At 65.1% G+C, this 25,920-nt stretch carries 25 protein-coding genes; 11 read left to right on the top strand and 14 right to left on the bottom strand.

What is annotated here, in order from left to right; translation table 11 throughout:
* Positions 1-61: 61 nt before the first annotated feature.
* Complete coding sequence (locus tag ACMHYJ_RS13275; RefSeq protein ID WP_414246659.1) at positions 62-1,345, bottom strand: bifunctional O-acetylhomoserine aminocarboxypropyltransferase/cysteine synthase; 1,284 nt, start codon at positions 1,343-1,345, stop codon at positions 62-64.
* Positions 1,346-1,611: 266 nt separating this feature from the next.
* On the opposite strand from ACMHYJ_RS13275, the gene ACMHYJ_RS13270 reads away from it, so the two are divergent.
* Complete coding sequence (locus ACMHYJ_RS13270; RefSeq protein WP_414246658.1) at positions 1,612-4,260, top strand: AsmA family protein; 2,649 nt, start codon at positions 1,612-1,614, stop codon at positions 4,258-4,260.
* 76 nt (positions 4,261-4,336) lie between these two features.
* Positions 4,337-4,735, top strand: a complete 399-nt coding sequence (locus ACMHYJ_RS13265) for an MOSC N-terminal beta barrel domain-containing protein (protein ID WP_414246657.1) — start codon at positions 4,337-4,339, stop codon at positions 4,733-4,735.
* 61 nt (positions 4,736-4,796) lie between these two features.
* Here the strand turns inward: ACMHYJ_RS13265 and coaD are convergent, their stop codons facing one another.
* On the bottom strand, positions 4,797-5,300 hold the full coding sequence (gene coaD, locus ACMHYJ_RS13260; RefSeq protein WP_414246656.1) for a pantetheine-phosphate adenylyltransferase: 504 nt from the start codon (positions 5,298-5,300) through the stop codon (positions 4,797-4,799).
* Positions 5,297-5,929, bottom strand: coding sequence for an RsmD family RNA methyltransferase (locus ACMHYJ_RS13255; RefSeq protein ID WP_414246655.1), 633 nt, complete (start codon positions 5,927-5,929; stop codon positions 5,297-5,299). Before ACMHYJ_RS13255 ends, coaD begins: the two co-directional genes overlap by 4 nt.
* A gap of 62 nt (positions 5,930-5,991) precedes the next feature.
* Between ACMHYJ_RS13255 and ftsY the strand changes: the two genes are divergently transcribed.
* From ftsY to ACMHYJ_RS13220, 7 genes are all read left to right on the top strand, one after another.
* The gene (gene ftsY / locus ACMHYJ_RS13250) at positions 5,992-7,362 is read left to right on the top strand and encodes a signal recognition particle-docking protein FtsY (RefSeq protein WP_414246654.1); all 1,371 of its coding nucleotides are present in this window, start codon (positions 5,992-5,994) and stop codon (positions 7,360-7,362) included.
* Between the two features lie 106 nt (positions 7,363-7,468).
* Positions 7,469-8,653 (top strand): bifunctional 3,4-dihydroxy-2-butanone-4-phosphate synthase/GTP cyclohydrolase II, encoded by a 1,185-nt coding sequence (ribBA, locus tag ACMHYJ_RS13245; protein ID WP_414246653.1) that lies wholly within the window; start codon positions 7,469-7,471, stop codon positions 8,651-8,653.
* 14 nt (positions 8,654-8,667) lie between these two features.
* Positions 8,668-9,192 (top strand): 6,7-dimethyl-8-ribityllumazine synthase, encoded by a 525-nt coding sequence (gene ribH / locus ACMHYJ_RS13240; protein ID WP_414246652.1) that lies wholly within the window; start codon positions 8,668-8,670, stop codon positions 9,190-9,192.
* Positions 9,185-9,667: a transcription antitermination factor NusB gene (gene nusB / locus ACMHYJ_RS13235; RefSeq protein ID WP_414246651.1), complete on the top strand. Its 483-nt coding sequence runs from the start codon at positions 9,185-9,187 to the stop codon at positions 9,665-9,667. Before ribH ends, nusB begins: the two co-directional genes overlap by 8 nt.
* 17 nt (positions 9,668-9,684) lie before the next feature.
* Positions 9,685-10,662 (top strand): thiamine-phosphate kinase, encoded by a 978-nt coding sequence (gene thiL, locus ACMHYJ_RS13230; RefSeq protein WP_414246650.1) that lies wholly within the window; start codon positions 9,685-9,687, stop codon positions 10,660-10,662.
* A 5-nt stretch (positions 10,663-10,667) separates the two neighbouring features.
* Positions 10,668-11,186 (top strand): phosphatidylglycerophosphatase A, encoded by a 519-nt coding sequence (locus tag ACMHYJ_RS13225; RefSeq protein WP_414246649.1) that lies wholly within the window; start codon positions 10,668-10,670, stop codon positions 11,184-11,186.
* Positions 11,187-11,298: 112 nt separating this feature from the next.
* Positions 11,299-11,802, top strand: a complete 504-nt coding sequence (locus tag ACMHYJ_RS13220) for a CinA family protein (protein WP_414246648.1) — start codon at positions 11,299-11,301, stop codon at positions 11,800-11,802.
* A gap of 7 nt (positions 11,803-11,809) precedes the next feature.
* Here the strand turns inward: ACMHYJ_RS13220 and ACMHYJ_RS13215 are convergent, their stop codons facing one another.
* The 11 genes from ACMHYJ_RS13215 to ACMHYJ_RS13165 form a co-directional block, all read right to left on the bottom strand.
* Positions 11,810-13,282 (bottom strand): diguanylate cyclase, encoded by a 1,473-nt coding sequence (locus tag ACMHYJ_RS13215; RefSeq protein WP_414246647.1) that lies wholly within the window; start codon positions 13,280-13,282, stop codon positions 11,810-11,812.
* Between the two features lie 98 nt (positions 13,283-13,380).
* The gene (pyrF, locus tag ACMHYJ_RS13210; RefSeq protein WP_414246646.1) at positions 13,381-14,205 is read right to left on the bottom strand and encodes an orotidine-5'-phosphate decarboxylase; all 825 of its coding nucleotides are present in this window, start codon (positions 14,203-14,205) and stop codon (positions 13,381-13,383) included.
* A 137-nt stretch (positions 14,206-14,342) separates the two neighbouring features.
* Positions 14,343-14,726, bottom strand: coding sequence for a diacylglycerol kinase (locus tag ACMHYJ_RS13205; protein ID WP_414246645.1), 384 nt, complete (start codon positions 14,724-14,726; stop codon positions 14,343-14,345).
* Positions 14,727-14,797: 71 nt separating this feature from the next.
* Positions 14,798-17,224, bottom strand: a complete 2,427-nt coding sequence (locus tag ACMHYJ_RS13200; RefSeq protein WP_414246644.1) for a S8 family peptidase — start codon at positions 17,222-17,224, stop codon at positions 14,798-14,800.
* 64 nt (positions 17,225-17,288) lie between these two features.
* Complete coding sequence (locus ACMHYJ_RS13195) at positions 17,289-18,320, bottom strand: AAA family ATPase (protein ID WP_414246643.1); 1,032 nt, start codon at positions 18,318-18,320, stop codon at positions 17,289-17,291.
* A 367-nt stretch (positions 18,321-18,687) separates the two neighbouring features.
* Positions 18,688-20,325 (bottom strand): chaperonin GroEL, encoded by a 1,638-nt coding sequence (gene groL / locus ACMHYJ_RS13190; RefSeq protein ID WP_414246641.1) that lies wholly within the window; start codon positions 20,323-20,325, stop codon positions 18,688-18,690.
* Between the two features lie 92 nt (positions 20,326-20,417).
* On the bottom strand, positions 20,418-20,705 hold the full coding sequence (locus tag ACMHYJ_RS13185; protein ID WP_414246640.1) for a co-chaperone GroES: 288 nt from the start codon (positions 20,703-20,705) through the stop codon (positions 20,418-20,420).
* 201 nt (positions 20,706-20,906) lie between these two features.
* Complete coding sequence (locus ACMHYJ_RS13180) at positions 20,907-21,674, bottom strand: SDR family NAD(P)-dependent oxidoreductase (protein WP_414246639.1); 768 nt, start codon at positions 21,672-21,674, stop codon at positions 20,907-20,909.
* 47 nt (positions 21,675-21,721) lie between these two features.
* Positions 21,722-22,231 carry a DinB family protein gene (locus ACMHYJ_RS13175; protein WP_414246638.1) on the bottom strand — a complete coding sequence of 170 codons (510 nt, stop codon included), beginning with the start codon at positions 22,229-22,231 and terminating at the stop codon, positions 21,722-21,724.
* Positions 22,232-22,262: 31 nt separating this feature from the next.
* The gene (locus ACMHYJ_RS13170; RefSeq protein ID WP_414246637.1) at positions 22,263-23,201 is read right to left on the bottom strand and encodes an alpha/beta fold hydrolase; all 939 of its coding nucleotides are present in this window, start codon (positions 23,199-23,201) and stop codon (positions 22,263-22,265) included.
* An 8-nt stretch (positions 23,202-23,209) separates the two neighbouring features.
* On the bottom strand, positions 23,210-24,631 hold the full coding sequence (locus ACMHYJ_RS13165; protein ID WP_414246636.1) for a PLP-dependent aminotransferase family protein: 1,422 nt from the start codon (positions 24,629-24,631) through the stop codon (positions 23,210-23,212).
* 273 nt (positions 24,632-24,904) lie between these two features.
* Here ACMHYJ_RS13165 and ACMHYJ_RS13160 point away from each other — a divergent pair, with 273 nt between their 5' ends.
* Complete coding sequence (locus tag ACMHYJ_RS13160) at positions 24,905-25,570, top strand: MFS transporter (RefSeq protein ID WP_414246635.1); 666 nt, start codon at positions 24,905-24,907, stop codon at positions 25,568-25,570.
* Positions 25,567-25,884: a hypothetical protein gene (locus ACMHYJ_RS13155; protein WP_414246634.1), complete on the top strand. Its 318-nt coding sequence runs from the start codon at positions 25,567-25,569 to the stop codon at positions 25,882-25,884. The genes ACMHYJ_RS13160 and ACMHYJ_RS13155 overlap by 4 nt, the downstream gene beginning before the upstream one ends.
* Positions 25,885-25,920 lie beyond the last annotated feature (36 nt).

Below are 25,920 nucleotides of genomic sequence, written 5' to 3'. Positions count from 1 at the left end.
CTTATGTTCTGGGTGAAGCGCCCGGGCGTGCGCCCGGACGAGGCTCTGTCGCGTGCCGCGTTCAGGCGGCGCTGGCGTCCAGGGCTTGGCGCAGGTCGTCGAGGATGTCGTCGATGTGCTCGATGCCGATGGATAGGCGGATCATGTCCTCGCCTACGCCGGCACGGGCCAGTTCTTCGGGGTTGAGCTGCCGGTGGGTGGTGGAGGCCGGGTGGCAGGCCAGGGATTTGGCGTCGCCGATGTTGACCAGCCGCAGGATCAACTGCAGCGCGTCGATGAATTTCGCCCCGGCCGCCAGCCCGCCCTGGATGCCGAAGGACAGGATGCTGGCGGGGGCGCCGCCCATGTATTTCCGGGCCAGGGCGTGCTCGGCGTGGTCGGCCAGCCCGGCGTAGTTGACCCAGGCCACCTGGGGGTGCGACTGCAGGAACTGCGCCACGGCCATGGCGTTGGCGCAGTGGCGCTCCATGCGCAGCGGCAGGGTTTCGATGCCCTGCAGAACCAGGAAGGAATTGAAGGGCGAGATCGCCCCGCCGGTGTTGCGCAGCGGCACCACCCGGCAGCGGCCGATGAAGGCCGCCGGGCCGAAGGCCTCGGTGTAGACCACCCCGTGATAGGACGGGTCGGGTTCGTTCAGCATGGGGAAGCGGTCGCGGTGTTTGGCCCACGGGAAGGTGCCCGCGTCTACCACGGCCCCGGCGATGCTGGTGCCGTGGCCGCCCATGTATTTGGTCAGGGCGTGCACCACGATGTCCGCCCCCCATTCGATGGGACGGCACAGGGCGGGCGAGGCCACGGTGTTGTCCACGATCAGCGGCACCCCGTGGCGGTGGGCGGCCTCGGCCAGTGCCTGGATGTCGATGATGTTGCCCGCCGGATTGCCGATGGATTCGCAGAACACGGCGCGGGTGCGGTCGTCGATCAGGGCTTCCAGCGCGTCGATGTCGTCGTGCGCCGCGAAGCGGACTTCCAGGCCCTGACGCGGAAAAGTATGGGCGAACAGGTTGTAGGTGCCGCCGTACAGCTTGCTGGTGGACACGATGTTGTCGCCCGCCTGCGCGATGGTCTGGATGGCGTAGGTGATGGCCGTCATGCCGGAGGCCACCGCCAGGGCCGCGACCCCGCCTTCCAGGGCCGCCACCCGTTCTTCGAGCACGGCGGTGGTGGGGTTCATGATGCGGGTGTAGATGTTGCCGGGCACTTTCAGGTCGAACAGGTCGGCGCCGTGCTGGGTGTCATCGAACGCATAGGACGTGGTCTGGTAGATCGGGACGGCGACCGATTTCGTGGTGGGGTCGGGGGCGTACCCCGCATGAATGGCCAGGGTCTCGAATTTGCGGCTCATGGTGTCTCCTGAAGGAATTTGTCCGAGTCAAGTTTTTAAGCAAACTTCCATGGTACTGGCGAACGGCGTTTGAACACAGGCTTTTGCAACAATTTATATATAACCAAAGATAATATGGATATGGCTTATTTGTCGGCGATGATATTTAGTTGCTTGATTGAGCGGCTGTCGGCCCGATCCCGCTGCGCTAACGGGCGGGCTTGGGTTAGCATTCCAGCTATTGTCCGCCGGTGCGCGGTTTGTCGGGTTAGAAACACAGGATTTGTATGAACGTCTGGTTGAAGCGGGGGGTGTTCAGCCTGGTGCTGGTTTTGCTGGTTACCGTTGTCGGGCTGGCGATTTTTCTGCTGACTTTCAACCCCAATGCCTATAAGTCCCGCCTTGAGCAGCTGGTGTTCGACCGCTATGCCCGCACGCTGACCATCGACGGCGACATCAGCCTGTCGCTGTTTCCGCGCATCGGCCTGGCGGTCAGCCAGGTGTCCTTGTCCAACCGGCAGTCCGACGACACGTTTGTTTCCATGGACAGCGCCCGCCTGGCGGTGGCGATCTGGCCGCTGCTGTCCAATCAGCTGGTTGTCGATCACGTGGCCATCACGGGCCTGAAGGCCTGGCTGGTGCGCGACGCCCGGGGCCGGTTCAATTTCAGCGATCTGCTGGATGCCGAGACCGATGGGGCGGCGCCGGCCCCCGCCGCCGCCGGCCCGCTGGCCGCCGCGGCGCAGGCGGTGGCCCCGCGCGCGGGGCCGCGTTCCGATCTCAATATTGATATTGCCGGCCTGGCCCTGAAAGACGGGCAAATTCATTACCTGGATCAGGCCGACGGGCTGTCCACCACCTTGTCGGGCATCGAAGCCAGCACTGGCCGGGTCACTTTCGACCAGCCTTTCGATGTGTCGCTCAAGGCCAAGATCGCGGGGGCCGACCCGGTGCAGGACGCCCAGTTGCAGGCCCAGGCGCTGTTGCGCCTGGATCCGGCCGCGCAAGACTATTCCGCCCAGAAGATCAATGTGCAGATCACCGGGCGGCTGGGCAATCTGGATCACGCCGACGCCACCCTCAAGGGCAGCCTGGCCTACCGGGGGGGCGAACGCCGGTTTGCCGCCGACAACCTGGCGCTGGCCATCCAGGGCGACATCATCGGGCCGCACCCCATCAGCGGGCTGAAGGCCAGCCTGGGCGCCGCCCAGCTGCGTCTGGATCAGCGCCAGATGGCACTCAAGATCGCCAAGCTGGCCTTGCGCGCCGAGGGCCTGGATCGTGACCGCCAACTGGGTTTCGCGCTGGACGCGCCGGCTTTGGCCGTGTCGCCGGACTCGGCGCAGGCCGATCCGCTGGTGGCCACCCTGAAAGCCACGGGCGGCGACACACTGGCCGTGGCCCTGGGGCTGGAAGGCCTTTCGGGCAATGCCCAGCAACTGCAGTTTCGGACGGCCAGTCTGGATGCCGCCTATACCCAGGGCCAGCGTCTGCTGCAACTGAAGCTGGCCTCCCCCTTGGCCTGGGACACTCGCCAGCATCAGGGCAGCCTCAGCGCCGTTCAGGGCGACTTCAGCGTGCAGGAACCCGCCCACGACCAGGCGTTGGTGCAGTTTCCCCTGATCGGCAGCCTGCATCTGGATTTGGTGCGCGATGCCCTGGACATGGATCTTAGCGCCATGGTCGACGGTGCCCAGGCGACTCTGAAATCCGCCACCACGCGGCTGGCCGATCCCCGGACGACCTTCACGCTCAATGCCGAGAAACTCTTGCTGGATCGCTGGCTGGCGGGCCCGCCAACCCCGCCGGCATCGTCCCGGACGCCGGCTCCGGACGCGGCCGATACGGGGGAGCCGGCCTCGGTGGCCCCGGCGCCCGCCCCGGCGTCTGTCGCAACGGCGGATGTTCCCGTGGACTTCAGCTGGCTGCGTGGACAGGACATCCAGGGGGATGTCCAGGTGGCCGATCTGCGTGTGCGCGAAATGCGCTTGAGCCAAGTCTCGCTGCCGGTTCGGCTGGTGGATGGGACACTGGAAGTGCCCGAATTCAAGGCCCAGCTGTATGGGGGCAGCGCCACGGGCCGGTTGCGGCTGGCCGCCGCCGACGCGGCCCAGGGCGCGGGCGACGCCGTTCTGGGCCAGCCCCGGGCGGCTGCTGGGCCGGCCGCCGCCGCGCAGCCGCAGACAGTCGCGCTCAAGCTGAATCTCGACAAGGTCTCCGTGGCCCCCTTGATGCATGCCCTCACGGGGCGCAATCTGGTGTCGGGGCGGGCCACCGCGCAGCTGGACTTGCAGACGGCGGGCGCCAGTGTGCAGGCCTGGCAGCAGGCCCTGGGCGGCCGGGCGACCTGGCAGGTGCGCGATGGGGCCGTCCAGGGGGTGGATGCCGTGCAGACGCTGACCGAAGTGTCCGCATCGCTGGGCAATGTCGCCAAGGGCCGCCTGGATGCCGTGCCCTCGCCCTTCGACGACCGCCGCAGCACGCGCTTCACCACCCTGGACGGCCGCGTGGATTTCGACCATGGCCAGGGCCGGATCGCCAAGCTGCTGCTGGATGCCGGCCCGCTGCGGGTGTCGGCGGGCAAGCCGGCCGCCCTGGACGTGCCTGGCCGGCGGCTGGACGTGCAGTTGCTGGTGCAGGTGGCCGCCCGCCTGCCCAAGGCCCTGAAAATCGACCTGGGCAGCCTGGCCGGGGTGACCATCCCCGTCCAGGTCTCCGGGGCCTGGTCTGCCCCCGATTACGCGGTGCAGTGGGGCGGTATTCGCAACCAGACGATCCAGAAGGTGCTCAAATCGGGCCTGATGGGGCTGATCGGGGGCGATGACCCCATCAATCAGCTGTTGCCCGACCCGGATATCGAACCCGCCGCGCCCACCCCGGACAAAGATCCCGTCGAGCGCATCGGCAATGCGCTGAAGGGCTTGCTGGGCCAATGACCCGGGGCCGCCGTTCGCGGACGGCGGTCGTTGCCGCTGATTTTTTATCAATTCCCTTTTGCAAAGGAACGCACGGATGACACAGACCGCACAGCCCATCGCCGGGGCCCGCCCCGTAGCCGACGACGACCGCGCCCGGGCATACGATGGCCGCTGGCTGTTGGTGGATCCGGGCAATGCCTGGCTGGACGCGGATCGTGCGCCCGGTCTGGCCGAACTGGATCTCAGCCTGCGCTTCGGCTATCTGGTGGTGCGCGCCCCCGGCATGTTGCGCCTGGACATCCCCCTGGATGTCATCGAAGACGACGCCAGCGTCGAATGCCAGGCCCTGGTGGATGGCCAGGCCGTGCGGGCCGTGGACGAAGGCGACCTGGCCGCCGCCTGGTTCACCCAGTGGCTGGGGCAGCCCTGCCGCCTGCTGAAGGTGCACCCCGAAGCCCCTGCCGTGCAGTGGCCGGGCGCCGCCCGGCGCTGACGGCGGGGCGCTGCGCCGGCGCGCCGGGACATGCGGCCTGGGAGTTTCGCCGAGGCGGCAGTCAGCCGCCGGCCTGCTGTTCGCGCAGGGCCTTGGCCTTGGAATGCAGCCAGCGTTCTACCGACGGAAACACGAACTTGCTGACGTCGCCGCCCAGGATGGCGATTTCGCGCACGATGGTGCCCGAAATGAACTGGTATTGATCCGACGGCGTCATGAACAGGGTTTCGACCTCGGGCAGCAGGTGGCGGTTCATCCCCGCCATCTGGAATTCGTATTCAAAGTCGGAAACCGCCCGCAGGCCGCGCACGATCACGCGGGCGTCTTGCTCGCGCACGAAATCCTTCAGCAGCCCGCCGAAGCTGCGCACCCGCACATTGGGGTAGTGCCCCAGGACTTCCTCGGCGATCTCCAGGCGCTCCTGGATGCTGAAAAACGGTTTTTTGTTCTGGCTGACGGCCACCCCCACCACCACATGGTCGAACAGGCTGGCGGCGCGCCGCACGAGGTCTTCGTGCCCGCGGGTCAGGGGGTCGAACGTGCCAGGATAAACAGCGGTAATCATGCGAGCTCCGAAGGATGATGAGGATCATCGGCAGGCGATAAACGGCCATTATTACGATTTTTCTGCGTTGCAGCAAATTGCAACAGCGCGTAATGCACCTGCCCGGCGCGGCCCTGGCGCAGCACCGTCCAGTCGGGGGGCCAATCGGCGGCGGCCCGGGTTTCGGCTTCCAGGTACAGCAGGCCGCCCGGGCGCAGCGCCTGGCCCAGGAGGGGGCGCAGGCGGGCGGGCCAGTCGCCGCCGAAGGGCGGATCCAGCATCAACAGGTCGAAGCCGGGGGCGGGCAGGGCGCGCAGATAGGCCAGCGCATCGCCCGCATGGATGCGGATGGCGGGGGCCCGCAGCCGTTGCTGCACCGCCCGCAGTCCCGCCAGGGCGGCGGGGGCTTTTTCGACCAACTGGGCCAGGGCCACGCCCCGGGAAGCCGCTTCAAAGCCCAGCGCCCCGCTGCCGGCGAACAGATCCAGCACTTGTTTCGAGGCGAAATCCCCGCCCCACAGATGCGCCAGCCAATTGAACAGGGTTTCGCGCACCCGATCCGGTGTGGGGCGCAAATGGGCCCCGTCGGGCACGCGAATGGGCGTGCGTCGGTAGTCACCGCCTACAATACGAATCTGATGTTGTTTCATGCGCGGCCCGTGGTTGAAAAATACGGCGTCGGGCGTCCGCCGGACTCTCCAGTGTAAAGCCTATGTTCAGTTTTTTTAAACGCAAAAAATCCCCGCCTGCCCCGCAGACGCCCCCAGAAGCGCTGGAAACACCGGAAATCGCCCCGGTCGCGCCGACCGAACTGCCAGAAGCCCTGGCGACCGGCTTGCAGGCGGACAGTCCCGGCCCAGCGGTCGCCGCCGCGCCGGTGTCCCCCGCGCCGCCGCCCGCCTCGTCATCCGCTGCCGCCGCGCCGCTGGATGCGGCGGCGGGGCCGTCCGCCGGCTCGTCGGATACCGGCCCGCTGGATACCGCCTTGTCCGGCGACGGCCCGCCGGCCGGCGATCGGCCCGTCGGCGGCCCGCCCGGCGAAGACGCCGCCGCATCGGCGGTGCAGCCGCCCGATCCCTGGTCGGACGGCGCGCCCAACGTGGCGGCCGACCCCCTGGCGCGGCTGGATGCCGCGCCCGCCCCGGCGGCTGAATCCCTGTCCTGGCTGGGGCGGCTGCGCCGCGGGCTGTCGCGCACGGGCCAAAGCCTGGGCAGCCTGTTTGTCGGCGTCCAGGTCGATGAAACCCTGTTCGAAGAACTGGAAACCGCCCTGATCATGGCCGATGCCGGGGTCGAGGCCACGGAAAAGCTGCTGGCCCAATTGCGCGCGCAAGTGCGCAAGCAGCGTCTGGATCAGCCAGATGCGGTGCGCGAAGCCCTGCGGGATATTCTGGCCGATCACCTGAAGGTTCTGGAAAAACCGTTCGTGGTGGGTGAAGCCGCCCCCATGGTGGTGATGATCGCCGGGGTCAATGGCGCGGGCAAAACCACGTCCATCGGCAAGCTGGCGCATGCCTTGCAGGCCCGGCAGGCCAGCGTGCTGCTGGCGGCGGGCGATACGTTCCGCGCCGCCGCGCGCGAACAGCTGGTTGCCTGGGGGACGCGCAATGGGGTGACCGTCATCGCCCAGGAAGGCGGCGATCCCGCCGCCGTGGCCTTTGATGCCGTCAACGCCGGCCGGGCGCGGGCGGCGGATGTGGTGCTGGTGGACACGGCCGGCCGTCTGCCCACCCAACTGCACCTGATGGAAGAACTGAAAAAAATCAAGCGCGTGATCGGCAAGGCCGATCCCGGCGCGCCGCACGAAATCCTTCTGGTGGTCGATGGCAATACCGGGCAGAATGCGCTGGCCCAGATCCGCGCCTTCGATGCCGCCCTGGGGCTGACGGGGCTGGTCGTCACCAAGCTGGATGGCACGGCGCGGGGCGGCACGCTGGCGGCGGTGGCGGCGGGCAGCCAGGGGGTGCGGCCCGTGCCGGTGTATTGGATCGGCGTGGGCGAGGGCATGCAAGACCTGCAGCCTTTCGTGGCCGCCGAGTTTGCCGAAGCCTTGTTGGGTTCGCGTGGCGAATCGCTAAAATAATGCAATCGGGCGGCTGCTTCCGCAGCCTGCCCGCCCCGCCGCCGCGTGCGGGCGGGACGGGTGGGGCGGGCGGGGAAACCGCTCCCTTCTTACAGGAACAGGATCAATGAATACCGATACCCAGGCCCCGGCCGACGCGGCGTCCGGCTTTGCGATTTCTTCAGTGCAGGAAATCGTGGCCGAACTGCGCGCCGGCCACATGGTCATTCTGGTGGATGAAGAAGACCGCGAAAACGAAGGCGATCTGGTCATGGCGGCGGATTTCGTCACCCCCGACGCCATCAACTTCATGGTCACCCACGCGCGCGGCCTGGTCTGCCTGACGCTCACCCAGGATCGCTGCGCGCAATTGCAGCTGCCGTTGATGGCCAACCAGAACGGCACCCGCTATGGCACCAATTTCACGGTCTCCATCGAGGCCGCCGAAGGCGTGGGCACCGGGATTTCCGCCGCCGACCGCGCCCGCACCATCCAGGCCGCCGTGGCCCGCGATGCGCGCTCGTCCGATCTGGTTCAGCCGGGGCATATTTTCCCCGTGCGGGCCGTACCGGGCGGGGTGCTGGTGCGCGCCGGCCACACCGAGGCCGGCTGCGACCTGACCGCCATGGCCGGGCTGACTCCGGCGGCGGTCATCTGCGAAATCCTGAAGCCCGACGGCACGATGGCCCGTTTGCCCGATCTGATGGCGTTTGCCCAGGAACACGGCCTGAAAATCGGCACGATCGCCGACCTCATCCAATACCGCAGCGAACACGAAACCATGGTCGAGCGCCTGGTCGAACGCCAGGTCACCACCCCCTGGGGCGAATTCACCGCCGTCGCCTACCGCGACCGGGCGTCCGACGCCCCCCACCTGGCGCTGGTGCATGGGCAGATCCAGCCCGACCAGGAAACCCTGGTGCGCGTGCACGAGCCCACCAACGTGCTGGATTTGCTGTGCGAGTGCGCCACCCAACACAGCTGGACGATTCCCCAGGCATTGCGCACCATTGCCGCCGCTCCCAGCGGGGTGGTGGTTTTGCTGAACTGCCATGGGCAGGCCGACCTGTTGTTCGCCCAATTCGATGCCTGGGCGCGCAGCACGGGCGCTGTGTCCGCCGCGCCCGCCGTCCCGGACGGCGAACGCCATGGTTTGCGCACCTTCGGGATCGGCGCGCAGATCCTGCGCGATCTCGGCGTGGGCCAGGCGCGTTTGCTGGCCCGGCCGCGCAAAATGCCCAGCATGGCGGGGTTCGCCCTGACCATTACGGGTTACCATAACGAACCGGGCGCCGATAACGCCTCAACCTAACCGGAATCACGACCATGAACCCTTATGTGATGACTCCCGACATGAACGGCGAAGGCCTGCACATCGGCATTGTGCGTGCCCGCTTCAACGCCGAAATCGGCGAGGCCGAACTCCAGACTTGCCTCGATGAACTCGCCGCCCTGGGCGTGGACGAACGCGATGTCATGGTCGCCTCGGTGCCCGGCGCGCTCGAACTCGGCGTGGCTTTGGCCCAGATGGCCGAAACCTTCGAATTCGACGCCCTGATCGCCCTGGGCGCCGTGATTCGCGGCGAAACCTATCACTTCGAAATCGTCAGCAACGAATCCGCCGCCGCCATCAGCCGCATTGCGCTGGAAACCGGCATCCCCGTGGCCAATGGCGTGCTCACCGCCGACACCGACGAGCAAGCCCGGTCGCGTGCTGCCGACAAGGGCCGCGATTGCGCCCGCGCGGCCGTCGAAATGGCTAATCTCGTCGCCGCGCTCGAACCCGAATCCGACGACGATGACGACGATGAGGATGACGACGACGACTTCGCAGAGGACGTCGATGACTGACCCCAAACCGCGCAACGGGCGCAATGGCGCCCGCAGCGCTCGGCGCATGGCCCGCGAATTCGCCTTGCAGGGGGTGTATGCCTGGCTGCTGCGCGGGGGCGCCGATCTCGCCGAATTGGGCGAGATCGACGCCCATGTGCGCGATGCCGAAGACTTCCCCCAGGCCGATGCCCAGTGGTATCTGACCCTGCTGCAGGGGGCTACCCGCCAGGCGGATGCCTTGCGCGCGCAGTTCGTGCCCTACATCGACCGCCCCCTGGCCGAACTCTCGCCCATCGAACACGCCATCCTGCTGCTGGGCACCTTCGAACTCGTCCAGCACCTCGAAGTCCCCTACCGCGTGGCCATCAACGAATCCGTCGAACTCGCCAAGTCCTTCGGCGGCACCGACGGCTATCGCTTCGTCAATGGGGTGCTGGACAAACTGGCCGCCCAGGTGCGCGCTCCCGAAATCCAATCGGCCGGGCGTGCGTAGCGCCCCCAAGGCTCGTTATGCAGCCACAAGGCGAATTCGATCTTATTGCCCGCTACTTCAAGCGTCCGGCCCCCAGCGGCATGCTGGGGATCGGCGACGATTGCGCCCTGTTGTCCCCCGCCCAGGGCTGCGATCTGGCGGTCAGCACCGATATGCTGGTCGAAGGCCGCCACTTCTTTGCGGATGGCGACCCGCGCCGGCTGGGCCACAAAGCGCTGGCCGTCAACCTGTCCGATCTGGCCGCCATGGGCGCGCGGCCGCTGGCGTGCACTTTGGCGCTGTCTTTGCCGCGCCTGGATAATGCCTGGCTGCAGGCGTTTGCCGATGGTTTCCATGCCTTGTCGCGCGACGCCCAGTGCCCGCTGGTGGGCGGGGACACCACCGGCGGGGCGCGGCAAGTCGTGCTTTGCATTACCGTCATGGGCGAAGTCCGCCGCCACCAGGCGCTGCGCCGCGATGCGGCCCGCCAGGGCGACGACCTCTGGGTATCCGGCGTGCTGGGGGCGGCCGATATCGCCTTGCGGCTGATGCAGGGCAGCCTGCCGCCCGACCCCGACCGCCTGGCCCTGTGCCGTTCCGCCCTGGAAACCCCCACGCCGCGCCTGCGCCTGGGCCGCTATCTGGCCGGTGTGGCGCATGCCGCCATCGACATCTCCGATGGCCTGCTGCAAGACTTGGGCCATGTGCTGGATGCCAGCCAGTGCGCCGCCGATCTGTGGCTGGATACCCTGCCCGCCCATGCCGCGCTGGCCGGCCTGGACGACACCGTCCGGCGCGATGCGGTGCTGGCGGGCGGGGATGTCTACGAACTCTGCTTCACGGCGCATCCGCGCCGGCGCGAACAGATCACGACGCTGTCGCGCCAGCTGAAGCTGCCCATTACCCGGGTGGGCGCGATACGGCGCGGCACGGGGCTGCGCGTCCTGGATGCCCTGGGCCGGGAAATCCCCGTCCCTCGCCGCGGCTTCGATCACTTTTCCATCTCGCAGACGTAAATCCCATGTCGTCCGGCTCCGATCCCCGCTCCGCCATCCCGCGTCCCACGGCGCGCTGGGTTTTCGCCCGCCCCGAACGCATCCTGGCTTTCGGTTTCGGCTCCGGCCTGATCCATCCGGCGCCGGGCACCTGGGGGACGCTGGCGGGGTGGCTGCTGTGGGTTGTGCTCCTGCAGGGGCTGGCAGACGGCTGGGTGGCGGCTGTGCTGCTGCTGTCTTTCGGGCTGGGCTGCTGGGCGGCGCAGCGTTGCGGCCAAGACCTGGGCGTGGCCGACTACGGCGGCATCAATTGGGATGAAATCGTCGCCATCTGGCTGGTTCTCTGGCTGTTGCCCGACGGTTTCTGGTCGCAGTTGCTGGGGGTGGTGCTGTTTCGCGTCTTCGATATCCTGAAGCCGCCCCCGGTCAGCGTGCTGGATCGCCGCTGCAAAAACGGTTTTGGCGTCATGGTGGATGACCTTTTCGCCGCATTCTATGCTGTGCTGGCCGGGGTGCTGTTGATGCGCCTGGGCCTGTGGCCATGAGGCCGGGGCGCTCAGGCGTCATGCGGATCAGGTCAAGCCGCCACGCATCAGGCCATGGGGCAAGCGCGCTGATTCGCGCGCGCCGCACACTCGACCGCAGGAGGAACACCACATGATCGACCGGGAAACACGCGCTTTGGCAGGCGAATTGGGCGCCGCCCTGCGGGAAGCCGGCTGGCTGTGCGCCACGGCCGAATCCTGCACCGGAGGGCTGCTGGCGGGGGCGATGACCGCCTGCCCCGGTTCCAGCCTGTGGTTCGAGCGCGGCTTTGTCACGTACAGCAATGCCGCCAAGATCCAGCAACTGCAGGTTTTGCCGGATACCCTGGATCGCCATGGCGCCGTCAGCGAAGAAACCGCCATGGAGATGGCGGCGGGCGTGCTGGCCGCCACGCCGGCGGCCCGGCTGGGCCTGGCGACCACGGGGATCGCCGGCCCGGGCGGGGCCACGCCGGGCAAGCCCGTGGGCATGGTGTGCTTCGGGATCGCGCATCGGGCGGGGGAAGGCATCAGCACCCGTGCCTTGACCCGGGTGTTTGATGGCGACCGCGATGCGGTGCGTCAGGCGGCCGTGCGTTTTGCCCTGCAGGCCGGCCTGGACGCCCTGCGGCGTTAAGCGGCCGTCAGGTCAGCGGCAGGGGGCTGAGTTCGCGCAGCTGGCCGCTGGATAGCGCCTTGACCTGGTTGCGGCCCTGGTGTTTGGCCTGGTACATGGCCTGATCCGCCAGCGACAGCAGTTCCGACAGGGTGGCGTGGGGCTTTTGGCCGTCGTGCATAGTGCCGATGCTGACGGTCACCCGCAGCGGTTCGTCGCTGTCGTAGTACAGACGGATTTTTTCCACGGCCTTGCGCAGCCGTTCGCCGATTTCCAGGCTGTCGTGCAAAGTGGTGTTGGGCAGGAAAACGCCGAATTCTTCGCCGCCCAGGCGGCCGAACAGGTCTTGCGGGCGAATGGCCCCCTGGATGACCCGCGCGAATTCGTGCAGCACGCTGTCGCCGGCCGCGTGGCCGTGGTTGTCGTTCAGCTGCTTGAAGTGGTCGATATCCAGCATCATCACGCAGTTGCCATAGAACGCGGCGGGCGACTGCTGCAGGTATTCGGTCGCCCCCCGCATGAAGGCCTGGCGCGACATGGCGCCGGTCAGTTCATCGTGATCCAGCGCCTGGTTCAGGGATTGAACCAGATCGTTGCGGGCCATGAGCGAACTGGAAACGACCAGGGGGGTGGCCACCATCAGCTGCAGGCCCATCTGCAGCGACACCTGCGTCCAGACCGACGGAATATCCTGGGAGATGATCGACCAGCCCTGGGCATGGCTGATCATCAGGATCAGCGCGGTGACCAGGGTGAGCCAGGCACAGGTCTGCTGCTGATAGGCATAGGCGCAGATCAGCAGGGCGGGAATGGGAAAGGCCGCCGTGCCCGGCCCGCCGAGCAAGGCGGCCAAGCCCACGGCCGCCAGCAGCACAAGCAGCGGCCACTGGCGGCTGCTGGCCATCAGTTGGTGCAAGGCGCGGGTCCAGGAGCGGCGGCGGTCGGGGCCGCGCCGCGCCGGCGCCCAGAGCAGGCAGACGGGCAGCACCGCGCTGTAGCCCAACCATTGTTGGAAAAGCACCCCGATGGCGGGCCGCAGGGGCGTGTCCAGAGGCAGGAGTGTGGCGGTTTGGTATCCGAGCAGCCCGATGAAGGCCGTGCAGCTGGCCGCCGCCAAGCCCGCCAGCAGGATATGCACGATGGCCATGGGCTTGCGCAGGGTGTCCAGGGGCCAGACCCGGTGCAGCAGCATCGTGGCCAGCCAGACCCCGGACAGATTGATGATCGTGTTCAGCAGCGCGGTGTCCCAGCTGCCGTACCAGTAGCCGTATCCGCCGAAGGCCCCCAGCAGGATGACGGGCCATAAGTAGCGGTGGCGTATGGAAGTGACCCGCAGCAACGCGCCAGCCAATAGTGCATTGGCCGGCCAAAAACCGATGTCGCCCAACAGGGGACGGAATATCAGGCTGGTGTAGATCAGCAAAAACGCCAATGCGGCGAGCGACAGGAACGGGCCTGTTCGCCGCAGCCATGGCGGCATACTGGCAGTAATCTGGGGCATAGTGCAAAGATTCTACTGAATCTTTGTAATAAGCGTGTTCTTATTTCGCACTTATCCGGGAAAGCCTTAGATCGAGGCGGCATTAAGGCCGCCTCGGGTCAGGGGGCCATCAGGGCCTGGCGGATGGCGCCGCGGGTGGCGCGCGCGGTTTTGGCGGCCGCCCCGGCCCAGTCTTCCTGGGGGCTGGCATACAGGATGGCGCGTGATGAATTGATCATCATCCCCCGGCCATCTGCGGTGCGGCCCGCCTGCACCGTGGCCTGGATGTCGCCGCCCTGCACGCCGATGCCCGGGATCAGCAAGGGCATGTCGCCCACTCGGCGGCGCACCTGGGCGATTTCTTCCGGGAAGGTCGCGCCCACCACCAGGGCGCATTGGCCGGTGGTGTCCCACACGCGGGCGACCTGGTCGGCCACATGCAGATACAGCGGCGTGCCGTTGGCCAGGCGCATGTCCTGCAAATCGGCGCCGCCCCGGTTTGAGGTGCGGCACAGGATGATGACGCCCCGGTCTCCATAGTCGATATAGGGTTGCACCGAGTCCCGCCCCATATAGGGGTTGACGGTCACGGCATCGGCCTGGTAGCGCTCGAAGGCTTCGCGGGCGTATTGTTCGGCCGTGCTGCCGATGTCGCCGCGCTTGGCATCCAGCACGATCGGCAGGGTGGGATGCTGCTGGCGGATGTAGCGGCACAGATCCAGCAATTGATCCTCTGCCTGCTGCGCGGCGAAGTAGGCGATCTGCGGCTTGAAGCCACAGGCAAAGGGCGCGGTGGCGTCCACGATCCTGCGGCAGAATTCCAGCACGGCGTCGGGGCGGCCCGCCAGTTCGGCCGGAAACCGGCGCGGGTCGGGGTCCAGCCCCACCATCAGCAAAGAATCCTGGCTGACCCAGGCGTGGTTGAGCTTGTCGATGAAGTTCATGGCGCACACTGTAGAAGGTTAAGCGGAAGAATTCGCCATGATTGTAGACCGCGATGCGGCCCGGGCCGCCATCCTCCGCGTCCGGCGGCCCCCGCGCTGGGATGACGGACGAGCTGTCCAGGTTGGCGGTGTTGCCGTCAGACCCAGCGCGGGATCAGCACGCAGGCCCAGGCCGCCCCCGCCAGCAGCAGCATGAGCAGCACGGCGGCGCTGCCGATGTCCTTGGCGCGCCCCAGCAGGGGATGGTGTTCTGTGCTGATGGCATCGGCCAGGGCCTCGATGGCCGAATTGATCAGCTCGACGATCAAGACCCCCACCAGCATGCCCGCCAGCAACAGTTTTTCGCCGGGTGTTTCGCCCAGCCACAGGCCCAGCGGCAGCAGGACGGCCGTCAGGAGTGTCTCTTGGCGAAAGGCGGCTTCGTGCCGCCAGGCGGCCGCCAGCCCCTGCAGGGAATAGCCAAAGGCGCGAAAGACACGGATCAAGCCACCCGTGCTTTTATAGGGGGAAGTCCGAGTCATGGCGAACGCCGTCCGGGAAGTTGGGGGCATTGTAAACAATCTTGCCTTGGGGCAGCCCGACGGGGCGCGCCTTATGTCTCGACGGCAATCACGTTGGCCACGGGGATCTTCTGAGCCACGGCAGCATAGATGTCCACGTCCGTCTGTGGTGTCTGGATCGAAACCACGAGGCTGTATCGTGCTGGCAAGGCATAGCGTTTCAGTGCCGGCCGTGTCCGCCACCAACCGGCAGAAGGGTAGACCGCGATAAATCCACGGCTGGCCAGTTCAGCGGCTGTGCCTTTCCAGACATCCTGATGCAATGAGCCACGATGCCGCCTCTGGCCACCCAGCAGCCAGTTCGGATCGGAAGGATTGACCGGATCGCCATCAGCCTCGTCTTCACGCAGTGCGGCGGCGTTCAGCCGTGCAATGAAGCGCTCGGTAGACGCATCCAGCGCGCGCTGCACATCGAAGCGCAAACGGTGCGAAGGGTAGTGATACCTCGACGCGACGCCCCGTGCCGAAGGATTGGGCTCGACGAAATACGACAGCGTGACACGCATCTCCACAGGCGTGTCCTGCAATGCCTCCAACTCGTCCTTCGGCCACGGCAAGGAATGCAGGTTCATATCGCGGGTGACGACCCCTTTGCCCTGAACCTTCGTATATGGATGCACCAAATCTTCAACCACCAGCGTTAAGGAATCACCCGCGCTCCACAGTGCGCGGTTCAGATCCGGCGTACCCCAGCCGCAGTGACGGATCAGGTTGACGAAGTGATCCTTGTTCGGAGCAGCCGGCAAAAACATCGCACGCATGGCATCGCTCCATTGTGCCGAATGAACGAGCAATGCGCGCACCGTTTCCGCACGAAGATGCGGATAGGCAGCCATGATCCGTGCCGCCATGCCGGCACATAGCGCGGAAGCGGCGCTGGTGGCATTGCTGGTGGTGAACAAGCGCGCCTGCGGCTGATTGTGGGCGGTCAGCAGGCTCAAGCTGGTCATCCACGATGCGCCATGATCATCCTTAGCCGCGTTGCCGCCTTCCAGCACCACATCAGGCTTGAGCGGCCACGCGCGATCCCAGGTCTGTGTCGTGGTGGTGAACGGGCTGAGTCCACCCGCTTCGGCAATGGGGTTCAGGGATGGATGTCCCTGCGTGTCGATCTTGCTGGTGTACGCGCCTACGGTGATGGCATTCCATGCCTGCCCTGGATCATGCACAAGGTTAGTGGCCAAGCAGTCGGGATAAGTGGCCCATGCATTGGCGTCACGATTGTTGCCAGCGGAGAGCACGAACAGACGCGGGTTCTCGCCGGCGCCATCTGCATCCGCCGCGAGGCCATCAACGGCGGCCGACCATGACGAAGGCCGGCCCCGATCCCGATAGTCCGAAGCCGTCACGGCAGAAGTGAACACGCGGGCGCGCGCTGGCGCAGAGATTTCGGGGCGAGCGACGCCCTCCGCGAACAAGTAGGCGTGGTGCCGCGCATCGCCTTCGTTGGCGCCTTCCGCAGGCACCAGCTTGACCGACTCTAGCCGATGCGGGACGCTGATCGCGTCCGTAGAAGACAGGGCATCGGTGAAGTCGCCGTAAGCTGCCAGACCGGCCAGTCCCGTGCCGTGATCCGCTTGGTCATCCACGCCCCATACCGGCTCGACGGTGTGCAGATCCGCCGCGTCCATCAAGGGCTCCAGCAGTGGATGCGCGCGAGTCACGCCCGAATCCAGCAGGCAGACCCGGGGGGCATCGCCTGCGGGCTGCAATCGCGCACGCCGCAGCAGATCGTCCGCCCATTGGCGCTGTTCCGCCACCGCCATGCCATCGAAGAACTCGGCGGTCTCTTTGGCATAGCGAAGCTCGGCCACGCAGTTCAAGGTCATCACCGAGCGCGAGAGTTGCTGTTGCGAGCCATACATCAACAGCACCGTGCGTTCGGGGAAGCTGACCTGCTGGTCGCTGACCGCACAATCTGCCAGGCGAGCAAGTTTCTTGAAATCCTCCACCACGGCTTGCCGCTGCCCCGCACCTCGAACCGGCAGCCACACTTCCCACCAGAAAGCCGTGGCGGGATCAGCCGGCAACAGTTCGGGCGCATCGGTCCACAACGCCCTGATCTCTGCCACTCGGATGGATTCGATGGCGTCGAGCAGCTTCCGATGGTCGAGCGCCTGATTCTTGTTGCCTTTCTTCTCCGCCAGATAGTCCGCGACATATTGCTCGAAGTGCGCGAGCCCTCCATCCGGGACGAAGACGTTGGCGAGCGTGCGGTTGCCTTCTTCGCGGACGCTCAGGAGTTCTATTTTCTTGGTCGCGTTCGCCAGGCTCATAAATGCCAGCGCCACATCTGGCTGGCTGGTGAATTGGATTTGCAGGCCCAGCCCGCTTTCCAGTTGCAGCTCCTGCTGGACGCGCACAGCCTTGGCCGCTGCGGGCTTCAAGTCCTCGATCTGCCCTTGAAGATAGGCTGCATGCTGCTGCCTGGGTTGAACTGGAATGTCCTTCTGCTTCACGGGCGACGACTTCGCCGTGAATTCAACTGCTCGTGATGTGTCTCGAAGAATGAGGTGTGGACGTTTAGCTTGCGGTTGATCCGGCATAGTTCTGCACAGCCTTCTTATCGTTCATTCTGATGCTGAATTTCCGGCGTTCCTCGAAGGCCCGCGCGAGCGCATCAGACGTCACGCGATCCTCGTCATGCATCACCGCCTCCTTGATGGACTCGTCCACGGCGCGCCTGATTTCCGCGTAGCTTAACCCCTCCGCCTTTGCGGTGAAAGTTTTCAGAGGGAAGGGCTTGGGAGCAAATTTCCCGAGTCGCGCCTGCAGCAGCTTGGCGGCTTGAGGCCCGCTCGGCAGCCGGTACTCGATCACGTCGTCGAATCGACGGAAAAGCGCGTAGTCGAGTATCTCGACATGGTTGGTCGCAGCAAGGATCAGGCTGTGAGACTGGTCGCTTTCGATCATTTGCAGGAAACTATTGAGCACTCGCCGAATCTCGCCCACATCGTTGGCGAATCCTCGCTGCGAGCCAATGGCATCGAATTCGTCGAAAAAGTAAACGCCGCGAACCTCACTGATGGCGTCGAATATCTGACGCAATTTGGCGGCCGTTTCACCCATGAACTTGGTGATGAGCGCATCGAGCCTCACGGAGAACAAGGGAATGCCAAGCTCGCCCGCCAGCACGGAGGCCGTCATCGTCTTGCCCGTGCCGGGTGGCCCAACCAGCAGCAGTTTGCGTCGTGGTGACAGGCCATGCTCGCGGATGCGCGAATGATGCTTTTGCTCCTTCAGGATGCGGCCAAGCTGCTCGGCCACATCCGTATCGAGCACCATGTCCACCAGCCGATTTTGCGGATAGGTTACCGTCAGCAGGTTTGCCAGCTCGCCGCGGGGGCGCGCCAGAGGCACGAGATTGCCCGTCGCATCGGCGGGCGACACACGGGACTTGGCTGCGTCGATCATGTCGCGCAGTTCTTGAGCGAGCTTGCCGTGGCCCACCTTGGCTTCACGGGCTGCGACCTGCATGGCAACGGAATAAAAATGCCGGTCGTCCCGTTCGATGTGGGATTTCACCAACGCCTTGAGTTGTTCGGCATTAGCCATAACGGCCTCCCACTTGCGCTGTCATGTTGTCCGAGGCTCTCAGAGATGCCAGCGCAGACTGCATCAACTGATCGGCGACCTGCTCGGCAGTGTCTCATAGTTCATCCTGATCGGCCGCCAAAACGAAAAGCAGACCGACAGATATATGCAATGTCGCGGCAATCTTGGCAACTGTCGAAAGGGTGCGCTTTCTCAAGGGTTGCGACAAGCGTGAGGATAAGTCAATTTTACCATCAGTGAACCTCATCCCGCCCTTTCTTTGCCTTGGGGCGGCCCAAAGCAAAAAACCCCGCTCGCCAAGAAGCGAGCGGGGTTTTCGGGGTGCCGGGGGGGCTGATGCGTCGTACACCAGCCCGGGCGGGGAGGCTTAGAAGCCGCCCATCCCACCCATGCCGCCCATGTCGGGCATCGGGGCCGCGGGCTTGTCTTCCACGATTTCGGCCACGGCGGCTTCGGTCGTCAGCAGCAGGCTGGCCACGGAAGCGGCGTTTTGCAGCGCCGTGCGGGTGACCTTGGTCGGGTCGATCACGCCTTGGTCGACCAGATCGCCGTATTCGCCGGTGGCGGCGTTGTAGCCGTAGTTGCCTTCGCCTTGTTCAACCGCGTTGACGATCACGCTGGCTTCGTCGCCGGCGTTGGAGACAATGGTGCGCAGCGGGGCTTCGATGGCGCGCAGAACCAGCTTGATGCCGGCGTCCTGGTCGGCGTTGTCGCCCTTGACCTGGGCCACGGCGGCCTTGGCGCGGATCAGCGCGACACCGCCGCCCGGGACGATGCCTTCTTCGACGGCGGCACGCGTGGCGTGCAGGGCGTCTTCGACACGGGCTTTCTTTTCCTTCATTTCGACTTCGGTGGCGGCACCGACGCGAATCACGGCAACGCCGCCGGCCAGCTTGGCCACGCGCTCTTGCAGTTTTTCACGGTCGTAGTCGGACGTGGCTTCCTCGATCTGGGCGCGGATCTGCTTGACGCGCGCTTCGATGTTGACGGCTTGGCCGGCCCCGTCGATGATGGTGGTGTTTTCCTTGGCGACTTCGATGCGCTTGGCTTGGCCCAGCAGCTCCAGCGTGGCCTTTTCCAGCGACAGGCCGGTTTCTTCGGAGATCACCGTGCCGCCCGTCAGGATGGCGATGTCTTCCAGCATGGCCTTGCGGCGGTCGCCAAAGCCCGGGGCCTTGACGGCGGTGGTCTTCAGGATGCCGCGGATGTTGTTGACGACCAGGGTGGCCAGGGCTTCGCCTTCGACGTCTTCGGCCACGATCAGCAGCGGACGGCTGGACTTGGCGACTTGTTCCAGCACCGGCAGCAGATCGCGGATGTTGCTGATTTTCTTGTCGAAGATCAGGATGTACGGATCGTCCAGGACGGAAACTTGCTTGTCCGGGTTGTTGATGAAGTAGGGCGACAGATAGCCACGGTCGAACTGCATGCCTTCGACGACGTCCAGTTCGTTTTCCAGCGACTTGCCGTCTTCGACGGTGATGACGCCTTCCTTGCCGACCTTGTCCATGGCGTTGGCGATGATTTCACCGACAGAGGCGTCGCTGTTGGCCGAAATGGAACCGACCTGGGCGATGGCCTTGCTGGTGGTGCAGGGCTTGGACAGCTTGTGCAGCTCGTCCACGGCCACGACCACGGCCTTGTCGATACCGCGCTTGAGATCCATCGGGCTGATGCCGGCGGCCACGTATTTCAGGCCTTCTTCGACGATGGACTGAGCCAGCACGGTGGCGGTGGTGGTGCCGTCACCGGCGTTGTCGGAGGTCTTGGAAGCGACTTCCTTGACCAGTTGGGCGCCGATGTTCTCGAACTTGTCTTTCAGTTCGATTTCCTTGGCCACGGACACACCGTCCTTGGTCACGGTGGGGGCGCCGAACGAGCGATCCAGCACCACGTTGCGGCCCTTGGGGCCCATGGTGGTCTTGACGGCGTTGGCCAGGATGTTGACACCACGGACGATGCGCGAACGGGCGTCGTCACCGAAGTAAACTTGCTTTGCAGCCATGTTGAAATTCCTTGGGATGATTCAGGACAATTCGGCCTTGCGGACAAGGCCGGGAGGCAAAAGGGCCGGTTTCGGGCCTTGAGCGCGGATGCTTATTCGACCACGGCGAGGATTTCTTCCTCGCGGATGACCAGCACTTCTTCGCCGTCGACCTTGACGGACTGGCCGGCGTATTTGCCAAACAGAACCTTGTCGCCGACCTTGACGTCAACCGCGACGATCTTGCCGTCTTCGGTTTTCTTGCCGGGGCCAACGGCCAGGACTTCACCCTGATCGGGCTTTTCAGCCGCGCTTTCGGGGATGACGATGCCGGACGCCGTGGTGCGCTCGTTGTCCAGACGCTTGACGATCACGCGATCGTGCAAAGGACGCAGTGCCATGGAGGAACTCCTGTTATGTATGAAGTTTGAAAAAGGCGGGGGCCGGTTGTTAGCACTCAACCCCATCGAGTGCTAATTATAGGGATGAATTTTTGGATTTCAAGGGGTGGCCGGCAACGTTACATTTTAGTGCGATGGCCCGCTGCCGAATGCCCCTGGGTTTCGATCTGCTGCGACACGGGCCCGAACCGGGGGTTGACGTCAAAGCCCCCCGGCGCAGACCAGCGTTGTGCCCGTGACGTAGGAAGCCGCCGGCGAGGCCAGCCAGGCGATGGCTTCCGCGATTTCGGCGGGCTGCGCCAGGCGGCCCAATGGAATCCCGGGGGCGATGCGAGCGGGCCGGGCCGGTTCGCCTGCGGCTGCGTGGATATCCGTCAGTGTGCTGCCCGGCGCCAGTCCGCAGACCCGAATGCCTTCGGCGGCCACTTCCTTGGCCAGCCCCAGGGTGAAGGCATCCAGTGCGGCTTTGCTGGCCGCGTAGTGCACGTATTCTCCGGGGCTGCCCGTGCGGGCCGCGATGGACGAGACATTGATGATCACACCCTGCGTGCCATGGCGCCTGAAATTCGACAGCGCCTCGCGTGCGCATTGCATGGCGCCCAGCACGTTGACCTGGAACACGTGCTCGATGGTGGCCTGGGCCGTATCCGTGAACGGCCCGATCGGCCCGGTGATGCCCGCATTGTTGATCAGGCCGTGGAGCGGTCCGATCTCGTGCTCGATGGTGTCGAACATCCGCCGGATATCCTCGCCGCGGCCGACGTCGGCCTGGATGATGGTGGCCTTGCGGCCGATGGCGCGGATAGATTCCGCCACGGCACGGGCCGACTGTTCGTCGCGGGCATAGTTCAGGACGATGTCGCGGCCCAGGCGCGCGGCAGCCAGCGCAGTCGCCGCGCCGATGCCGCGGCCGGCGCCGGTAATGAGCAGCGTGCCTGGGTCGCTGCCGTCCGGGAGTCGATGGTTCATGGGTGGGTTTCCTTGGAAGCGGGTCGTCTTGGAAGCGGGACGTTGGGTCAGTCGAAGGCGGCGGCCTGCGGCAGGGCGATCAGATCAGTCACGCCGACATCATGTCCCAGTTGCGAGATCAACGAGGTCACCTGTCCGCGATGGTGGGTCTGGTGATTGAACAGATGCAGCAGGATGAAGCCGCGTGTTGCGCTGGATGCTTTTCCTTGGGAGATGGGCCGGTATGTGATGCGCTCGTCCATGGCTTCCCGGGACAGGCCGGCCATCATGCGGTCGAGGTCATTGTCCGTTGTCTTGCGTGCCTGGGCCAGCGGGATGAATTCCGTGTACAGCACCTGGTCGAGTGAGCGGATCGCGCAGGGCACCCCCGCAAGCCGCGCCAGCCAGACTCGGTCGGCGAGCAGAATATGGTTCAGTGTGCCATGAATGCTGCCGAAAAAGGCTTTCATGTCGAGTTTGAGTTCCTCGTCGCTCAGGCGGGCGCAGGTGTCGTAGAGCTTTTCGTTCATCCAACGGTTGTAGCGTGCCATTGTCTGGAATGTGTGATGCAGGTTCATGTGGGCTCCTGTCCATGGGCGGACGATTGATTCAGTAACCGGGCGGCATGATCTTCAACCGTCCGGCGGCGCCTGTCGGCAGCGCGGCATGTCGCAGCCATTCCAGCGCGTAGGGCCACAGGATGCCGCGGAAGCGTTCGTGGAAGAACGCGAAATGGCCGATGGTGTCCAGGCCGATGTCCTGCGGGGCGAGTCGCAGGTGGCTGCGCGGGCTGGCGCTGTAGTAGCGCAGCAGGCGATCCAGCGCTGCCTCGGTGCCGTAGGGGTCGTCCTCGGTGCCCAGCGCGAGGATCGGCGCACTGATGGTCTGGAAATTGCGGGCCAGCTCGATTGCCTGCGGCAGGCCGTCAGCCGTCAGAATGCCCCGGCGGACGGAATCCTCGAAACGCGCGCTCATGCGGGCCCAATCCAGCGCCACGCCCTTGGGCGTGTCTTCCATCCAGCCCAGCCGCTTGGCCGGCACGTGGCCCAGCAGCTGTGCGATGAGCGGCATCAGAACGTGCCATTTCAGGAACATGCCGCGCCGTTTGTCAGCCTGGTAGTCTCGCCAGTAGGCGAACTGGGCGCCCATGGTGAATATCCGGCGTATGCGGTGCGCTGAAGGCGCCAAGCCGATGACGAAGCCGCCGACGGAGTGCCCGACCACGTCGATGGCCTGGCCGGGAAAGGCGCGGTTGGTGTGTTGCAGCACCCCCTCGAAGTCTTGTGTGCCCCAGTCGATCCAGTCGGCCTGAAAGCGGCGCAAAGCGCCCCGACGGGATTCGCCGATGCCACGGTAGTCGTAGGTCACGACATCCCAGCCGTGCGCATGCAGATATTCGGCAAAGCGCATGTAATATCGGCAGCGCACTGAAGTGGCGGGGTTGATGAGCGCGACCGGGGGCGGGGCGTCGGTGGCCGGTGCGTGGCGCCATTGGAAGCCGCCTAGCGGATAGGCGTCGGCAGCGGGGATGCGGATGGTGTCGGGCATATCGTGTTTCAGGGGTGGGTGTTGAGCATTTTGCCGACAGCTTGGCCGATCTTGTGCACCGCCCATTCGGTGCGGGGCGTGAAGACCGAGGCGTGGCTCAGCCGCATGCAGTTCCGGTATTTGCCGGCGGCCGAGAAAATATTGCCGTGCGCGATGACGATGCCGTTTTCCCGCAGCATGGGATCGAGCGCATGCGTGTCGAACGATTCCGGCAATTCGATCCACAGGGTGAAACCGCCTTGCGGATGGCTGATGCGGGTGCCTTCGGGGAAATGGCGTTGTACCCATTCGGTCATGACATCTCGTTGGCGCTGGTACTGTCGCCGCATCCGACGCAGATGAACGGGGTAATGTCCCTTGCGCAGGAACTCGGCAACGGCGATTTGCGGCAGCGGTGCGGTCGGCCCCGAGCTGGTGTATTTCATGCGCAGCGCTTTGTCGAAGTAGCGTCCCGGAGCGATCCAGCCCACCCGCAGTCCGGGGGCCAGGGTCTTGGAAAATGAACTGCACAGCAAGACCCGGCCGTCCTCGTCGAATGCCTTCAAGGCATGGGGCCGGGGCCAGCCATAGACCAGATCACCATAAATGTCGTCCTCGATGATGGGGACATCGAAGCGTTGGGCCAGGCGAATCAGGCCCCGTTTGCGATGTTCGGGCATCGTGTAGCCGAGTGGATTGCTGGCGTTCGGGATCACCAGAATGGCCTTGATGGGCCAACGGTCCAGGGCGAGTTCGAGCGCCTCCAGACTGATGCCCTGAACGGGATCCGAGGGGATTTCGAAGGCTTGGACACCGGCCTCCTTCAGGATCTGCATCGTGCCGTGATAGTTGGGGGATGCGATGGCCACGATATCACCGGGCACGCACAGGATCCGTATGGCGCACGACAACGCTTCCTGGCAGCCGGTCGTGACAATCAGCGTGTCAGGGGATGCCTGATAGCCTGCGTCCACGGCCAGACGGGACAGTTGTTCGCGCAGGGCGGGTACTCCCTGCATGTCGTTGTAATGCAGGCTGGCGATGCCGGCATGCCGGCCTTCCCGGGCGAGCGCCGCCTGCAGGGGACGCAGGGAGGGGCTCTCGACGTCCGGCATGCCTCGGCCCAGTTGTATCGTTTTCCCTTCGCGTTCCAGATCCAGCAGATCCTGTACCTGTCCCCAGTCAGACACGTCGATCGGACGCAGCGCGGGTTCGCCCATGGTCGGCAGTGCAGGCGTCGGCCGCCTTGCCGAAACGTACCAGCCCGACCGGGGCCGCGCTTCAGCCAGGCCAGCCGCTTCCAGCCAGCGATAGGCCTGCTGGACGGTCGTCAAGCTGACCCCGTGCTCGGTGCTGAGGCTGCGAACCGGAGGCAGCCGGCCCCCGGCCTCGTAGAGGCCCTGTTCGATGCGGCGGCTCAGGGTATTGGCGAGGTTGAGATAGCGACTCATGGGATTGTCTTCGTGCGGTGCGCCCAGCCCGTGCGTTTGGGGCGACCCGGTGCGCCCGCTGATCAAGCCCTGTGCGCGATGGCGAGCCAGCGAACCTGTTGTCACTGTAAGGCCGATCCGGCATGGAGAAAAGATACAGATCCGGGATTTTTTGGGGATTCAATTGCTGGATCACCCGGCGTGTATCGGAAAAATCCGGCGTGATTGTGTATTTGATGCACACGCGAGATCGGTGAGGATGGTTCCGTTGATGACAACCCCCGGCGCCTTGCCATGAAAATCAATACTGATCCGTTCTTCGCCTCCCGCTGGATGATTGTCATTTCCGGTGGTACCCTCATGGGCCTGTCGCTGGGGATACGGCATACACAGGGGCTGTTCATGCAGCCGGTGACGTCCGGTAATGGCTGGCCCCTGGAAACGTTCGGACTGTCGTTGGCCTTGCAGAATCTCGTCTGGGGATTGACGCAACCCCTGACAGGCTGGGTGGCCGACCGCTACGGAGCCCGCCGCGTGCTGTTGGCCGGCATCTTGGCCTATGGCCTGGGCCTGTACCTGATGGCGCAGGCTTCGGGGCCCGTCGGTTTCACGCTTGGCAATGGGGTGCTGATCGGCATGGCCTTGTCGGGTACGGCTTTCGGCACGGTCTATGGCGCATTGTCTCGGATTTTCGAATCACATCAGCGCAGTTGGGCGTTGGCTGTCGCCGGCGCAATCGGCGGGCTGGGACAGTTCGTTCTGGTGCCGCTGGTTCAGTCCCTGCTGGTCGGGGTGGGTTGGCAAGGCACCGCGATCATCCTGGGCTTGCTGATGCTGGCGAGCCTGCCGCTGATTGTGCCGCTGTGTGTCCGGGCAGGAGACAGCCGGCGTATCCCCAGCACCGCCCGGCGGGGGTCTCGATCCGCGACGCCCTGCGCCGCCGAGGCTTCTGGTGGTTGAATCTGGGGTTCTTCGCCTGTGGTTTTCAACTGGGCTTCATTGCGACGCACTTGCCTGCCTATTTGCTGGCGCACGGGCTGAGTCTGAAGCAGGCGGGTACGGCCCTGGCCTTGGTCGCACTGGCGAATATCTTCGGAACCTACGTCTGCAGCCGATCCGCCGGGATATGGCGTGTCAAATGTGTGCTGGCGGGCTTGTATGCCACCAGAGTGGTGGCCATGTTGCTGTTTATCTCGATGCCGGTCACGGCAGCCAGCGCCTATGCTTTTGCCTCCAGAGTTCGACAGTTAAAAACGCAAGCTATTGATTTTTAAGAGTTCTGTTTTAAACTGCACCACTACAAATTCACG

Origin of the sequence: Castellaniella hirudinis (genome assembly GCF_047468865.1) — a bacterium.
In the GTDB taxonomy this organism is placed as follows: Bacteria; Pseudomonadota; Gammaproteobacteria; order Burkholderiales; family Burkholderiaceae_B; genus Castellaniella; species Castellaniella hirudinis_A.
Note: the sequence above shows the minus strand (reverse complement) of the source record. Positions and strands in the feature narration are given on the sequence as shown.